Annotated in this window: 13 protein-coding genes; 1 reads left to right on the plus strand and 12 read right to left on the minus strand. The window is 45.6% G+C overall.

From position 1 onward, the window contains the following. Positions 1 to 261: 261 nt before the first annotated feature. The 12 genes from ACM0P2_RS18290 to ACM0P2_RS18345 all read right to left on the minus strand — a co-directional run bounded on the left by ACM0P2_RS18290 (position 262) and on the right by ACM0P2_RS18345 (position 14,080). Complete coding sequence (locus ACM0P2_RS18290) at positions 262 to 669, minus strand: DUF4112 domain-containing protein (RefSeq protein WP_159119737.1); 408 nt, start codon at positions 667 to 669, stop codon at positions 262 to 264. A 106-nt stretch (positions 670 to 775) separates the two neighbouring features. Next, positions 776 to 1,855 (minus strand): ferrochelatase, encoded by a 1,080-nt coding sequence (gene hemH, locus ACM0P2_RS18295; protein ID WP_105932651.1) that lies wholly within the window; start codon positions 1,853 to 1,855, stop codon positions 776 to 778. Positions 1,856 to 2,064: 209 nt separating this feature from the next. Then, a complete protein-coding gene (locus ACM0P2_RS18300) occupies positions 2,065 to 3,666 on the minus strand; it encodes an AbgT family transporter (RefSeq protein WP_159119738.1) in 1,602 nt (533 codons plus the stop codon). Positions 3,667 to 3,957: 291 nt separating this feature from the next. Beyond that, entirely contained in the window at positions 3,958 to 4,839 is an 882-nt protein-coding gene (gene hflC, locus ACM0P2_RS18305; RefSeq protein ID WP_105932649.1) for a protease modulator HflC, read from the minus strand. Between the two features lie 5 nt (positions 4,840 to 4,844). Beyond that, positions 4,845 to 5,996: an FtsH protease activity modulator HflK gene (hflK, locus tag ACM0P2_RS18310; RefSeq protein ID WP_105932648.1), complete on the minus strand. Its 1,152-nt coding sequence runs from the start codon at positions 5,994 to 5,996 to the stop codon at positions 4,845 to 4,847. A gap of 67 nt (positions 5,997 to 6,063) precedes the next feature. After that, complete coding sequence (gene hflX / locus ACM0P2_RS18315; RefSeq protein ID WP_105932647.1) at positions 6,064 to 7,353, minus strand: ribosome rescue GTPase HflX; 1,290 nt, start codon at positions 7,351 to 7,353, stop codon at positions 6,064 to 6,066. 17 nt (positions 7,354 to 7,370) lie between these two features. Then, complete coding sequence (gene hfq, locus ACM0P2_RS18320) at positions 7,371 to 7,619, minus strand: RNA chaperone Hfq (RefSeq protein WP_014951092.1); 249 nt, start codon at positions 7,617 to 7,619, stop codon at positions 7,371 to 7,373. Between the two features lie 78 nt (positions 7,620 to 7,697). Continuing rightward, complete coding sequence (miaA, locus tag ACM0P2_RS18325; protein WP_419227717.1) at positions 7,698 to 8,591, minus strand: tRNA (adenosine(37)-N6)-dimethylallyltransferase MiaA; 894 nt, start codon at positions 8,589 to 8,591, stop codon at positions 7,698 to 7,700. Positions 8,592 to 8,634: 43 nt separating this feature from the next. Continuing rightward, positions 8,635 to 10,497 (minus strand): DNA mismatch repair endonuclease MutL, encoded by a 1,863-nt coding sequence (mutL, locus tag ACM0P2_RS18330; protein WP_173359208.1) that lies wholly within the window; start codon positions 10,495 to 10,497, stop codon positions 8,635 to 8,637. A 94-nt stretch (positions 10,498 to 10,591) separates the two neighbouring features. Next, positions 10,592 to 11,941 (minus strand): N-acetylmuramoyl-L-alanine amidase, encoded by a 1,350-nt coding sequence (locus ACM0P2_RS18335; RefSeq protein WP_419226951.1) that lies wholly within the window; start codon positions 11,939 to 11,941, stop codon positions 10,592 to 10,594. Positions 11,942 to 12,023: 82 nt separating this feature from the next. After that, positions 12,024 to 12,506 carry a tRNA (adenosine(37)-N6)-threonylcarbamoyltransferase complex ATPase subunit type 1 TsaE gene (gene tsaE, locus ACM0P2_RS18340; protein ID WP_198816426.1) on the minus strand — a complete coding sequence of 161 codons (483 nt, stop codon included), beginning with the start codon at positions 12,504 to 12,506 and terminating at the stop codon, positions 12,024 to 12,026. Between the two features lie 74 nt (positions 12,507 to 12,580). After that, entirely contained in the window at positions 12,581 to 14,080 is a 1,500-nt protein-coding gene (locus ACM0P2_RS18345; protein ID WP_419226952.1) for an NAD(P)H-hydrate dehydratase, read from the minus strand. A gap of 6 nt (positions 14,081 to 14,086) precedes the next feature. Between ACM0P2_RS18345 and queG the strand changes: the two genes are divergently transcribed. Then, positions 14,087 to 15,229, plus strand: coding sequence for a tRNA epoxyqueuosine(34) reductase QueG (gene queG / locus ACM0P2_RS18350; RefSeq protein WP_159119743.1), 1,143 nt, complete (start codon positions 14,087 to 14,089; stop codon positions 15,227 to 15,229). The last annotated feature ends 27 nt before the right edge of the window (positions 15,230 to 15,256 follow it).

The raw sequence follows: 15,256 nt of genomic DNA on the forward strand, positions 1-15,256 counted from the left end.
TATATTTTAATAGATTGTGATTGATTCCTACGGCAACAGCATAAAAAACGATTGATATTTTTTTATGACACGTGAGTCGATTGTTATGTTCAGCCCCTTATTTCACTCGTTAATAAGAGAATAAGGGCCGCCCCATGCTTATCGCATGTAGTGTATAAGTTATGCGATAAATAGGTTTGTAGTGAGGGTTTGAGACATGAGTAACAAAGCCAAACCGAGGGCTAATGGCTTGACCGATACTTTAAAAGATCACGCTATGACCTATGGGTTTTCACTTTCCCACTGCGCTAGCTTAGCTTGGGTAGCGGCATCAACGTTCACTTTGTTTTCGCTTATCCACCAGCGCTCCATAATGCGAACGTTTTTTTGATTCGCTTTATAAAACACGTCAACGATATCGCCGATGAAAGGAACAAAACCTAAACCAAAATCGATGGCCGAGTTTTTAACCATCTGCGCAACAAGCGCTTTCGGCATACCTAAAGATTTTCCAAGCCAAACAATGCGCAACGATACAAACAGCATAAGCGCGTCACCCGCGCCAGGGATAAGGCCAATAATGGAATCCAAACCTATTCTTATTGGAATAAGAGGAAGCTTTACCGCCGTATCTAGCAGATTCGCTAGTTTTTGTGCTTTAAGTAGTGCCTTGGGTGCTTTTGCGTCCACGTTGTTCTCTCCCTTTAATCGTATTGCTAAACCCTATAGCCTGAGTGAAAAGCGGCCGGTGAAAATAAATGCGACTGATTTAGACCAAATCGAGAATAATGCGCAGCTACTTTTCCGCGCCCAAAGCTCTCGCCAATCCAGCACGCAGACCATTATCAGATTCTACTGTCCAGCCGTGCAGGTTTTCTTGCACTATGTCAAAAAGCACATCGATATGTTCTTTGTCGCTGTTTAGTGCGGCAATATATTCATAACGCTCTCCACCTGCTTCCATAAAGTACTCGCGGTTCTCTTCACCAATTTCCTCAATAGTTTCAAGGCAGTCTGCTGAAAAGCCTGGGCACATAACCTGAATCGATTTAACGCCCTTCTCAGGCAAAGATTTCAGGGTTTCATCTGTATACGGCTTCAACCACTCTTCTCGACCAAAACGAGATTGAAACGTTGTCATGTATTCGTCGTGTGAAAGCCCAAGTTTTTCAGCAAGTAGTCGTGACGTTTTATGACATTCACAGTGATACGGGTCGCCGTTCATCAAATAACGTTTAGGAATACCGTGATAAGACAAAATCAGCTTATCTGCTCTACCATGCGTTTCCCAGTGGGCTTTTACCTTGTTGGCAAGCGCTGTGATAAAGTTATCGCGGTCGTGATAATGATTTACAAAACGAAACTCAGGAAGCCAACGGCGCGAGGTGAAATCTTTGGCAATAGCATCAAAGGTTGAACCTGTTGTCGACGCGCTGTACTGCGGGTAGAGGGGTAAAACCACAAGCTTACGCACGCCTTTTGCAAGCATAGCTTCAATTGTGTCTGATACCGCTGGCTTGCCATAACGCATGGCGAAATCGACAATAACATCGTCGCCGTATTTTGCCTTACAGCGTTCTGCTATAGCACTCGCCTGCGCTTTCGTGATTGCCATCAGAGGCGAGCCTTCTTCGGTCCAAACCGTTGAATAGGCCTCTGCCGAACGCTTGGGACGAATATTTAAAATAATGCCGTTAAGAATAAACCACCAAATCGCTTTTGGAACTTCAACCACACGAGGGTCAGAAAGAAACTCTTTCAAATATGGGCGTAACGCCTGTTTAGTTGGTGCTTGCGGTGTTCCTAAATTTGTTACTAGCACCCCGATTTTGTCAGCTTGCCCGTGGGTGAAACCGTTATTCGATTTGTATTTCATCTATGCTTATTCCGAGAAGTACTGCGCTGTATCCGTATTATACTGAATTAACGTAGTTTATGATCTTTGATAACGTCAAAAATGTGCGATTAGATTGATAGTTTTTAGATATTAAAAAAGCGGCAGATGCTCAGAAAAACTTTTCATAAACATGTGCCGCTTTTGCTCGCCACCGAGTAAACCGTACAGCGATGAGTCAGACTATTTGCTTAGGGCTGATAATAAGTCGCCGCCCCTGGACCCACCGGCATACCTAGCAGGAATACCCAGATATAGAAGAGTATGGTCCAACCTACGATAAATACCATGGAATAAGGCAACATCATTGCGATAAGCGTCCCCATACCTAAGTCTTTTTTATACCTTGCGGCCATGGCCAAGATAAGTCCGAAATAACTCATCATAGGCGCAATAACATTCGTAACCGAATCACCTATACGATAAGCCGCTTGAATAACTTCCGGCGCGTAGCCAATTAGCATAAGCATGGGCACGAATATAGGAGCGGTTACAGCCCATTGAGCAGAGGCACTGCCTAGAGAAAGGTTAACCACACCACACATCAAGATAAACAGAATAAATACCGCTGGGCCGTCTAGTCCTGCCGCTTGCAGCAACGCAGCGCCTTTAACCGCTAAAACTGTGCCTAAGTTAGTCCACTTAAAGAAAGCGACAAACTGCGCTGCAAAAAATACTAGCGTAATGTAAAGGCCCATGGCCCCCATGCTTTTAGACATGGCATCGATGACATCTTTATCGTTTTTCATCGATTTCGTAACTTTGCCGTACACGAAACCAGGAATAGCGAAGGTAATAAATATGAAGGCAACAATTCCTTTAAGAAAAGGAGAGCCTGCCACTTCGCCGGTTTCAGGATGGCGCAAAATGCCGTTTTCTGGCACCACGGTCAATGCCAAGATAGCGCATACAACAACAAAGGAAATACCGGCCCAACGTAAACCTTTCTTCTCTAGATCAGTCGGTGCATCCATCGTTTGTTTGCCTAAATCTATTGACGCTTCGCTAGGGTCATACTTTCCTAATCTAGGCTCAACAACCTTTTCAGTGACCAATGCGCCCATCGTCGCTACAACAAACGTACTGATAAACATGAAATACCAGTTCACTTCCGGCCCAACCATATAATCGGGGTCAATCATGTGAGCAGCCGCTTCAGTAATACCCGAAAGGAGAGGGTCAACGGTACCAAGCAATAGATTGGCACTGTAGCCAGCTGAGACCCCAGCAAATGCTGCGGCAAGACCAGCAAGGGGATGACGGCCTAAGGAATGGAAAATCATAGCCGCTAAAGGAATAAGCACCACATAGCCAAGCTCTGAAGCCGTGTTTGAAATAATCCCAGCAAAAACGATTGCAAACGTTACCGCACGCTTTGATGCATTCATCACAAGAGCTCGCATCGCCGCAGATAGCAGGCCGGAGTGTTCAGCGACAGATACACCAAGCAGTGCAACAAGTACGGTACCTAACGGCGCAAAGCCGGTAAAGTTTGTTACCAAACCAGTAACGATACGCTGAAGCCCTTCTGCGCTCATAAGCGATATCACTTCAATCATACCGTCTTCTTCGCGACCTTTTGCGCCAACTGGGCGTGGGTCAGCAACGGCAATATCGAAAAAGCCTAGTATTCCACTTAACACTACGATGAAGAGTGAAAGTAGCGCAAATAACGTTACCGGATGGGGGAGAAGGTTTCCTAACCATTCTACCGTAGCGAGAAATCGAGAAAATAACCCGCCTTGTCCGCCATTTTTATCGGCAGACGCTGAATTTGTGTTTTCCGTTGTCAAAATCTTCCCTCTGTCGTTTATTGACGTCTACCACATTAAGATTAGTGCTGGGAAGGCACCAACTTTATACAGAAATAGTGACGCGTTTTAATTGTAGTCAGGCGGTATTTTACCCGATTTAGTGAAAATTTGGCAGTGGAGAGGGAAAATGAAAGGTAAACGTCCTGTACAAATTTTTTGCGAAGCTTTTGAAATAAGGAAATTAAGTCTGAAAATCATTAACTTAATATACAAGCTCGCATAAAAAAGCCAGTCGAAAAGACTGGCTTTTTAAAAGGAATAAAGGACGGGTTAATTGCCTTTAGACTGATTCATATACTTAAAGAAATCACTGTCAGGGGCAATGACCATAACATCTTGCTTACTATTGAAGCTGTTTCTGTAGGCATCCATACTGCGCAAGAAGCTGTAGAAGTCTGCATTCTTCGAATACGCTTCAGCATAAATTTGCGCAGCAATTGCATCACCTTCACCACGAAGCTGTCGAGCGTTACGCTCGGCGTCAGCAAGCATAACTGTCACTTTCGCATCAATATTAGCCTTTATGACTTCAGCCTGCTCCTGACCTTCTGAACGGTGCTCACGGGCTACTGCCGCTCGCTCTGCTCGCATGCGTTGGAAGATTGAGTTACTCACTTCGGTAGGCAGGTTAATCTGCTTAACGCGTACATCAACAATCTCAATACCCAGTTCATCAGACGAAGTTGAAGCTTGTTCCATCGCTTGATTCATAAGCGCAGAACGCTCGCCAGAGACAATTTGCGCAATGGTGCGCGTACCGAACTCTGAACGAAGACCGTTATTAACTTTTTGCTTTAATAACGCTTCAGCTTGCAGCTTATTACCACCTGTTGAAAGGTAGTAGCGTGCAAAATCGTCAATGCGCCACTTAACATAAGAATCAACGATAAGGTCTTTTTTCTCGCTTGTTACGAAGCGATCCGGAGAACCGTCAAGGGTTTGAATTCGCGCATCGAGTACGCGTACTGAGTCGATAAACGGGAGTTTAAAGTGAAGACCCGGCTCAAAGACTTTCGTGTCGCCCGTGGCGTCATCTCTCTGGACTTTACCAAACTGGATAACGATAGCACGCTCGCCTTCCTTAACTGCAAACAGAGAGCCTGATGCTAGCAAGACAAGAAGAACGAATACTGCAATTAATAAATTCTTCATTATACTTATCTCCCCTCTCTAAAGCTGTCACCGCGAAGGCCTGAGGTAGGCGAGCTATTACGGCTGCGACCATTTGCATCGGTTACCGGTGCTTGTAAGCCTTCTAATGTGCTGCGTGAACGTTCTTTAGATGTAGACTGCTGACGCTCCATAATCTTATCAAGTGGCAAGTACATCATGTTGTTACCGCCCTTGCTGTCTACCATGATTTTACTGGTGCTGCTCAACACTTCTTCCATAGTCTCTAAATAAATACGTTCGCGTGTTACTTGCGGCGCGCGCTCATACTGTGGAAGAAGCTCTTTAAATCGTGCAACTTCACCCTGCGCTTCCAGCGTCACCTGCTCTTTGTACGCTTGCGCTTCTTCGTTCATGCGGTTTACTTGACCACGAGCACGAGGCTCAATTTCTCTTGCGTACGCCTCTGCTTCACGAATAAAGCGCTGTTCATCCTCTTGCGCGGCTATTGCGTCATCAAACGCATCTTTTACTTGCTCAGGTGGACGGGCATCACGGAAGTTCATATCGATAATCGACACGCCCATATTGTAAGGCTCGATAATAGCTTGGAGCTCTTCCCACACACGCTGACGAGTAACTTCACGACCATCGGTGAGCACGTCATCCATTTTAGAATGACCTACAACGTAACGAATTGCGCTGTCTAGCGATTGACTAAGGCTTTGCTCTGGGCTTTCCACCGCGAAGGTCCAACGGAAAGGGTCAACAACGCGAAATTGCATTTCCATTTGGACGCTCACAACGTTCTCATCTTCCGTGAGCATAGAGCCAGATGAAGATTGATCGCGTATTGACTGAACGTCTACAGGTATCACAGTATCAATAAACGTTGGCGCCCAGCGAAGACCCGGCTCAACCTGTTGATAATACTCACCAAAACGCAGCACTACACCGCGCTCTGCTTCACGGATAGTGTAAAAGCCGCTGATAAACCAGATCACAACGAGCAGGCCTACTAGAATACCCGCACCGATACCACCAAGGCTTTTACCTGAGCCACCACCGTTACCACCTGACTTTCCAAACTTACCGAATAAGTTTTTAAACACATCGTCTAGATCTGGGGGACCTTGTTCTTTCCCCCCGCGATTTTTCCACGGGTCGTTATTATTGCCACCCGGCTCATTCCAAGCCATGCTGATACTCCATAGATTACTGTTATATTTTTGAATTCTTTATGCTCAACCCAGTGACTAGCACTGACTAATGTCGCACAACATACTCTGATATTCCGTTTTCCAGACGCTTTTCCAATCTGTTCCAGTCAGCTGCGGGCATTCTTACGTCCACTACCCAGTCTCCCTGACTGTCGTACTCTTCGCTAGAAATGCAGTTTAGCTCATACAGCACACCGCGCAATCGACTTTGTGCAGGGGGAATCTTCAATGTGTAATTGACCATGCTTTTACCCAAACACTCGGTTAAAGCTTGGCTTAATAATTCCGTCCCTTCACCTGTCTGCGCAGAAAGCCACACTCGAACGGGCACGCCCTCATCGTTTCTTTCTATACGGGGATTTACGTCGTCTAGTTTATCAATCTTATTACAGATTAGTAATTGTTGAATGTCTCCCGCTTCTATTTCTTCAAGCACGTTGTTAACTTCATCCATGGTTTCACGGTATTTTGCATCAGCAACGTCAACAACATGGAGCAGTAAATCAGCTTCTTGAGTTTCTTGAAGCGTTGCTTTAAACGCAGCAACAAGGTCATGAGGAAGATGACGAATAAAACCAACCGTGTCTGCGAGTATGGCAGGGCCTACATCTTTCAACTCGATTTTACGTAAAGTGGGATCTAGCGTTGCAAACAGCTGGTCAGCAGCATAGACGTGAGAGTCGGTAATGGTGTTAAACAGGGTTGATTTACCCGCGTTCGTATAGCCAACTAAGGATACCGTAGGAATTTCTGCGCGTTTACGAGAGCGGCGACCCTGCTCTCGTTGCTTCTGCACTTTTTCCAAACGACGAAGAATGGCTTTAATACGACCACGAAGTAAACGACGGTCAGTCTCTAGCTGTGTTTCACCCGGACCGCGAAGACCAATACCACCTTTTTGACGCTCAAGGTGAGTCCATCCTCTGATGAGACGCGTTGAGATATGTCTCAACTGAGCTAGTTCAACCTGAAGCTTACCCTCGTGAGTTCTCGCGCGTTGCGCAAAGATATCAAGAATGAGCCCCGTTCTATCTAACACCCGGCATTTACACACGGCCTCTAAATTTCGCTCCTGAGAAGGAGAAAGGGCGTGATTGAAAATAACAACGTTGGCGTCATGTGCCCTAACCGCTGCTGCTATTTCCTCTACCTTACCTGAGCCGACGAAATACTTAGCAAGAGGCGCAGTACGTGAAGTTGTAATAACTTCAGCCGCATTCACCCCTGCCGAAGACACAAGCAATTCAAGCTCACTTAAGTCCTCTTTTGAGTCTTCATCGGAAAAATTTACATGAACAAGTACAGCCTGTTCACCGGCTTCATAACGGTCAAACAAGCGCGTTACCTTTTAAATTATTCACCTTTAGTATTTTCAGAATCTCCTGCGCTAGGCATTGTTATAGCGCGTGCTGGAACAACAGTAGAAATTGCGTGCTTATAAACCATTTGGCTTACTGTGTTCTTCAGTAAAATAACGAATTGGTCGAATGATTCAACCTGTCCCTGAAGTTTAATACCATTTACCAAATAAATTGATACTGGAATACGTTCCTTACGCAAAGCGTTCAAGAATGGGTCTTGTAAAGATTGCCCTTTAGCCATTTGATATCCTTAGTTTTTATTATTCGTGATAGAAATTTCACTATCACTGCACGTCTAATGTATACCACACTCAACTGTTTAAAGTGTGACTTTCGCTGTAATTTTAGTCAAATTATCGTTAGCAAATGTGTCTAGCCACGTAACCTGCTCCCAGCCTCTCAACCACGTTAGTTGACGCTTGGCTAGTTGCCTTGTAGCAATTATGCCTTTTTCACGCATTTCGGCATAACTCAACTGGCCATCTAAGTACTGCCACATCTGCCTATATCCTACTGAACGTATAGAAGGCAATGCTTCATGTAGATCACTACGTTCGTAGAGTTTTAATACTTCTTTCTCAAACCCCTGCTCCAACATCATGTCGAAGCGAGTTGCAATACGCGAGTGCAATACTGCGCGGTCTGCGGGCGCTATGGCAAATTGTGCAATATCATAAGGGCATTTTTCACCTTCTTGCTGTTGCCAATGTGTCAAGGTTTTGCCCGTATTTCTAAATACTTCCAATGCACGCGTGATCCGCTGAGGATCATTAGGGTGAATTCTCTCACCACTAACTGGGTCTACACCACGCAATTCGTCGTGTAATTTAGGCCAACCCAACTGTTGTGCCTGCTTTGTTATTTCGTCTCGAATGTTCTCATCTGACTTAGGTAGTGGCGAAATTCCATTTATCAAGGCATTAAAATACATCATTGTGCCACCAGCCAGAATTGGCACTTTGCCTCGTGCTAATATTTCGCCGATAAGTGCGTTGGTATCCTTCACGAATTGTGACACAGAATACGTTTCTACTGGGTCAATAATATCAATGAGATGATGAGCAACACCCGCTCTCTCTTCAAGCGTTGGCTTTGCCGTCCCAATATCCATTCCTTTATAAACTAAGGCAGAATCGACGCTTATTATCTCGCTGTCTACTTGCGCAGCAATTTCAAGTGCCAAACCTGTTTTACCTGACGCCGTAGGACCCATGATAGCTATAACGGGTAATGCAGAATTTATGCCATTGGACACTTTATTCTCCCCATACATCTAGCACTTGTTTTAACGAGCGCACTTTAGCAAATTGCTCAATAATTTCCCATTGTTTAACTTCGCTTTGCTCATCCAACCAGTACCACACGTGATTATGCACATCTTCAGCAAGTACGTGGGCGGGTAATACCAGCGACGTAACAACTTTATCTAATGTGTCACAATTTTCGTCAGGTGTAGCAGTTAATAAGTGTTCGAACCACATAAGCCAAGGTAAATGCCGTGTTCCTGCCGGTACCTGTTGCAATCGATATTTTCCTGCGACCTTGTTAACTTCAAAGTGTGAGGAATTCAAAAGTGTAAGAAGCGGTTCGCTTACGTTATCAAGTGATACGGCAACTGGCATAAGTAACGGTTGGCTATGCTCTGCTTTTAAAAATAGTTCGCTCAGCCACATACTGACAACTTTTGTCGCCGAAAGCAGGAAAATTTTTTCAGATTTTGGGTACATCCTTTGAAGTGAAGAGAGATTTACACATTCAAGAGGCCCTTGAGCGTTGTCTTCTCTTTTAACGTTGTCGCTATTTGGCGTCATCAGCGCATTATAGCTAGACTGATATGCTGCGTTTGGCCCTCGACTTTGTCGAGGGGTAGCGCCGCTCGCTCTGCTCGTCCCTGCCATTTTAGCCGAGCCAAATGTTGGCTGGCCATGGCTGATTGACGGTGAATTCGAATAATCATCTTGTGAGAAAGGTTGGGATGGATAAGGACTCGATTCACCAAAAGCTCGACTACCATTTTCCGATTGAGCTTGAAGTGGCCTTATATAGTCGTGCTCTACGTTAGTAGACATGAAACCGCCGCTCGATGCTGTTTGGTCTTGTGAACCGAGCAAGGGCTGGTCACCTGTTATTGCATGTAATGCATCACCTACTGCTTTGGAGATAAAATCATGTACTAAGCGACCTTGCTGGAATCTCACTTCGTGCTTAGCAGGATGAACATTAACGTCTACGTCTTTTGGATCAACAGTGAGATAGACGACAAAACTCGGCTGTTCTATAACGCCCCACACTGTTTCATAGGCCTGACGAATAGCGTGCATAATAAGTTTGTCACGCATTCCTCTTCCGTTAACAAAACTAAACTGGCAATCGTTGCTGCTTCGCAGCATAGCTTCATTACCTAGCCAAGCGTCAATGTGGAGTCCTTCATATTCGGTATCAATGTGAACGGCATTTTGAATAAACTTTTGACCAACAACAGAAGCAATTCGGTTTGCTAAGCTCCCTTCTCTGTCAGCAATAAATCGTCTCGCAACCTTATCATTGTGTTTAAGAATGAAAGACACCTCAGGATGGCTTAGCGCAATGCGCTTGATAACGTCTTCTATGTGCTGAAACTCTGTTTTTTCCGTTCGCAAAAATTTACGCCTTGCGGGCGTGTTGTAGAACAAGTCGGCGACGTCAATAGTGGTTCCAACGGGATGAGCTGCTGGCTGTATATTCACTGCCATCTCTCTACCCTCACAGTAAGCCTGCCATGCTTCGGTTTGTGACTCAGTTCGCGAGGTCAACGTTAATCGGCTCACAGAGCTAATACTCGCCAGCGCCTCGCCACGAAAACCAAGAGATAAAATCTGCTCTAAGTCATCGAGGGTTGTAATTTTGCTGGTTGCATGGCGACTTAACGCCAGCTGCAATTCACTTTTGACGATCCCCAAACCGTTATCTTTTATTCGGATTCGCTTATGGCCGCCCTTTTCAATATCCACTTCAATTTTTGTCGCCCCTGCATCTAGACTATTTTCTAACAGTTCTTTAACTACAGATGCGGGGCGCTCAACCACTTCACCAGCGGCAATTTGGTTAGCTAGTTGTGGAGATAAAAGCTGTATAGGCAAAGGGCTACCCTATGAAATAATTAGTGGATAAAAGACGAATACAGCGCAACGCGAGGCAACGATGCCGATAAAGACTTATAAAGCGTGCGCTATGCTACGTTCTCGGAATATTTAATACTTGCCCGACTCGAACTACATCGCTTGAGAGATCATTGGCTGCTTTTATACTGCTCACTTTAACATTATAACGTTGAGCCAGCAGCGATAACGATTCACCGCTCCTAACCCTGTGGGTTCGGTTGTTCTCTCTTTCTTGAGCCCATAGTGTACCATCGGGAGGAACTTGCTTGAAGTAACGCTTAGTTGCATTAAACATGGCGGCAGCTAAACGTTCGCGATATTTAGACCAATTTAGGTTCTTTTCTTCCTGCGGGTTAGAAATGAAACCAACTTCAACCAGAATGGATGGAATATCTGGCGCTGTTAAAACCGCAAAGCTCGCAGCTTGAGGTTTCCTCTTGTGAAGACTGGTTACCTGCTTCAATTCCTCAACAACTTTGTTACCCAAATCATGACTGGTTGCCATACTGTGATCCATAGAAAGACCAAGAATGGTTTCCGTTAAGTAACGCTCGCTTGATTTATCGTTAATTACTTCTGCTGCGCCACCTAACAACTCAGAGTGGCGCTCCGATTTTTCTAGCCATCGACCTAACTCTGTATCAGCCCTTCGCATGGAAAGTACCCAAACAGAACCACCTCGTGGCTGTGGCTGACTAAAGGCATCGGCGTGAATAGATATCAGCAAGTCCGCTTTTTTCTCTCTTGCGATTTCAGGTCGGCGGTTAGGCGATATATAGTAGTCATCGCTGCGTGTCATGATGGCTCGCATTCCGCGCTCTTTGTTTATCATGCCTTCAAGTTTTTTGGCTATGCTCAGCGTTATGTGCTTTTCAAACGTGCCCGCAGGTCCTACCGAGCCGGGGTCGTGCCCACCGTGTCCTGCATCTATCGCGACAATTATGTCTCTGTCGCGAGAGCTCGTCGAGTCGTCGAGCACTACAGAGCCTGTTGATGCAGAAGCCGTGAGCATTGGCGCACTTTTAGCTGCTTTGTCTGGTAAATCTACCACCAACCTATGACCATAGGCACCCTCTGGCGCCATAGCAAATAGAGAAGGTGTCGTATTTCGGTTTAGTTCAACAACAATCCTTGCAGACGATCTGTTTTTCGGTGTTGAATAGCGCAGCTTGTTGATTAGGTTACCGCTATTTTCGATATCCGAGAGTTTATATGTGTCGTTCGTATTGTTGAGATCGATAACTAAGCGAAGCGGGTTTTTGAGCGTAAAGTAGGTATACTCAGGCGCCGTTTTCATGTCAAAGACTACACGGGTATTGTCCGGCGACGGCCATATTCTTACTCCGTCGATGTTATTTTGCGCGCCGTGGGCAAACTGCACCACAAGACACAAAAGTAATACCGAAACTATACTGCGCACCATATTTAGCCTTCGTATTGTTGTTATGCCGCTCTCGTAAACCTCGGAGCGGCTATGCTTTCTATTTTTTCACTTGTAGCGCGTGTTAAACACGTTTGCATTGTTGAAGCAATTTAGCACCATGCGAACTTTTAGCTTCTAGGCTGAACTGTCTACCCGACGGTGTAATATTTATACTAATCACTAAGTCGGGAGATGCCAAGTGTTCACCACCTTTTTCAGACCATTCAATGAGCGCGATAGCTCCTGAGCCAAAATAATCCCTGATTCCCATAAATTCGAGCTCTTCAGGGTCGGCAAGGCGATACAGGTCAAAGTGATAAATATTGACGTTATCCAACTCATAAGGTTCAACCAATGTATAGGTTGGACTTTTAACGCTACCTGAATGGCCTAACGACTGAATGAAGTAACGACTGAAGGTGGTTTTCCCGGCGCCCAAGTCACCGTTAAGATAGATAACAGCGTCGGTAGGTAACTGACTTGAAACGGCTTGCGCCAAGTCTTTGGCAAGGTGCGCGGTATCATCTAATTCATTAGCAAAAAAAGAGGTATGCGGGTAAGACATCAACAATATTCCACAGTAGTCTAAGGCCGAGTAACACAGCAGATGCCTGCCCGATTAGAGCAAAACCACGCTAATTAGTGGTTTATAAGCGCACGAACTGCATCAAACAAATCGCTTGCTATCATACCACGTTGACCATGGCGTTGGGCAATATCATCTCCGGCCTTTGCGTGTAGTACAACGCCATATTTTGCTGCGATGTCAGTTTCTACGCCCTGAGCAAGCAATGCGCCTAAAATTCCACTTAAAACGTCGCCGCTTCCTGCCGTTGCCATACCTGGATTACCATGACGACAAACCCAAGTTTTCTTCTCATTGTCAATTAGCGTTCCCGCGCCTTTAAGTACACAGACTGCATGATAACGCTGAGAGCACTGTCTTGCGTAGTTAAACCGGTCGCTTTCTACGTCGTCGATGGATACTCCTAGTAACCTTGCTGCTTCACCAGAATGAGGAGTAAGAATACTGTCTGAAAGGGTAAATGCTGTTGATTGTTTACATAGCAAGTTTAGCGCATCAGCGTCGATGACCACGGGCTTGTTCTGGTGTTGACAATGCTTCAGTGTGATTTCAAACACATCTTCAGCCCATTCATCTTGCCCAAGCCCTGGGCCTATCACTACGCACGTTGCCCACGCTAGCGCATCGTCCAAATTGAAGTCGGTTACCATTAGTTCTGGCCTACCTGCACTAACCTGGATTACTGAAGACTCATGAGTATAAACCCTCACCATACCTGCACCACTTCTAAGCGCCGCTTCGCTCGCTAAACGAATAGCGCCCGCCGTTCCGCGGTTTCCTCCGATGCATAACAGTCGACCATATGTCCCCTTATGACTGTTAATTTCGCGAGGGCCCATTCCCTTAAAGTGGTCGATATTGAGCATGGTAGCAGAAGCTTTCGCAAGCCCCTGAAAGGCTTTCCCAATACTTAAATCAGCATAAACCAACTTGCCACAGGATTGTTTTCCAGCCCCCGTCACAAGGCCAGGTTTTATCCCTACAAAGGTCACCGTAATATCGGCCTGTACGCAGCGGCCAAGACTTTGACCAGTATTGGCGTCTAACCCAGATGGTACATCCACGCTAACAACTGGGGTTGAAGATTCATTTACCGCATCAATAATATCGGCAAACTCATTTCGTATATAACTGTTAATACCAGTTCCCAACAAGGCATCGATGACAACATCAGCTTTTTTCAGCCATGCAGCGTCAAAACCATCGATATTTCCGCCGGAATCAAGCCAACGCTGCTGCGCCTTTCCTGCATCGCCCTCTAACGTTCTTTGTGGCTCAACCGCACATAAGTGAACTTGCTTACCCGCTAACTTAGCGTTAACCGCCGCGATGTAACCGTCGCCAGCGTTGTTCCCCTGACCAACGAGTACTAAATAGACATCAGAGTTTGGCATAAGCTCTAAACATTGCTTGAACACAACGTCACCCGCTCGCTGCATCAGGGTAAACATATCGCAACCTGATTCAGCCGCCGCTTGCGCTTCATTTTCTTTAACCTGATCGGCCCGAAATAATTTGTATGATAAACTTGACGTTAATTGAGTATCTAGCATGAGCAAATGTCCGAAATTAGTTCTATCGACCTCGTTGAATTAACAAACAATATCAAGGCTTGGGGTGCAGCGCTAGGCTTTCAACAAGTCGGCATCAGCGATATTGATCTAAATCAGCACGAGTCCCATTTGCAAAAGTGGTTAGACAATGGGTATCACGGCGACATGGCCTATATGGAAAGCCATGGGATGAAGCGTGCTCGGCCGAGCGAGTTGGTACCTGGCACCTTGCGCGTCATTAGTGTTCGTATGAACTATTTACCTCCGGATGCATCATTTGCCAAGCACCTCAAAAATAGAGAGATAGGATACATAAGTCGCTACGCGCTAGGGCGCGACTATCACAAGGTATTGCGTAAGCGTTTAAAACAACTGGGTGACAAAATTACCGCATCACTCAAGCATACTCAGTACCGTCCGTTTGTAGATTCCGCGCCAGTATTAGAACATGCTATCGCTGAAAAAGCAGGCATAGGTTGGACAGGAAAACATAGTTTAACGCTTAATAAAGAGGCGGGCTCTTGGTTCTTTTTAGGCGAGCTTTTTATCAACCTTCCCCTTCCTGTTGACGCTCCTGTTGAAGAAAACTGCGGTAATTGCACTGCCTGCTTAACGATATGTCCCACTAATGCGATTGTTGCCCCATATACGGTAGATGCTCGCCGCTGTATTTCATATCTCACTATAGAATCGGACAAAGACATACCGGAAGAATTAAGGCCCATGATGGGCAACCGAATCTATGGCTGCGATGACTGCCAATTGGTTTGCCCTTGGAATCGCTATGCCGACGTCACGGATGAAGAAGACTTCCATCCTAGAGAAGCCCTCCACGGACAAACTTTACATACTCTCTTTAGCTGGTCTGAAGAAACATTTTTATCTAATACTGAGGGCTCGCCAATAAGGCGAATTGGCTATGAAAAGTGGCAGCGTAATATAGCCGTGGCACTTGGAAACGCTTCATACAGCAGCGGAATCACAATGCTTTTAAACGAGAGGCGAGGCACAGTAAGTGATTTGGTAGACAGGCATATTGATTGGGCACTTCAACAACAAGGGCTCAAAAAAAGCGCGTTAGAGTTGCAAAATAGGCAGCAGCATCGGCTAATACGGGTTATAGAAAAAGGCTTACCGCGCGACGCTTAGTGCGCAACTACGCGAAAATTGCTTTTC

It is taken from the genome of Alteromonas sp. OM2203 (genome assembly GCF_048517045.1).
In the GTDB taxonomy this organism is placed as follows: Bacteria; Pseudomonadota; Gammaproteobacteria; order Enterobacterales; family Alteromonadaceae; genus Alteromonas; species Alteromonas gracilis.

Bases quoted from the DNA above. Each gene is read 5' to 3' on its own strand.
- hemH (WP_105932651.1), bottom strand. From the start codon at position 1,855: ATGAAATACAAATCGAATAACGGTTTCACCCACGGGCAAGCTGACAAA.
- hflC (WP_105932649.1), bottom strand. From the start codon at position 4,839: ATGAAGAATTTATTAATTGCAGTATTCGTTCTTCTTGTCTTGCTAGCA.
- hflK (WP_105932648.1), bottom strand. From the start codon at position 5,996: ATGGCTTGGAATGAGCCGGGTGGCAATAATAACGACCCGTGGAAAAAT.
- hfq (WP_014951092.1), bottom strand. From the start codon at position 7,619: ATGGCTAAAGGGCAATCTTTACAAGACCCATTCTTGAACGCTTTGCGT.
- miaA (WP_419227717.1), bottom strand. From the start codon at position 8,591: ATGGGTCCTACGGCGTCAGGTAAAACAGGTTTGGCACTTGAAATTGCT.
- ACM0P2_RS18335 (WP_419226951.1), bottom strand. From the start codon at position 11,941: ATGGTGCGCAGTATAGTTTCGGTATTACTTTTGTGTCTTGTGGTGCAG.
- tsaE (WP_198816426.1), bottom strand. From the start codon at position 12,506: ATGTCTTACCCGCATACCTCTTTTTTTGCTAATGAATTAGATGATACC.
- ACM0P2_RS18345 (WP_419226952.1), bottom strand. From the start codon at position 14,080: ATGCTAGATACTCAATTAACGTCAAGTTTATCATACAAATTATTTCGG.
- queG (WP_159119743.1), top strand. From the start codon at position 14,087: ATGTCCGAAATTAGTTCTATCGACCTCGTTGAATTAACAAACAATATC.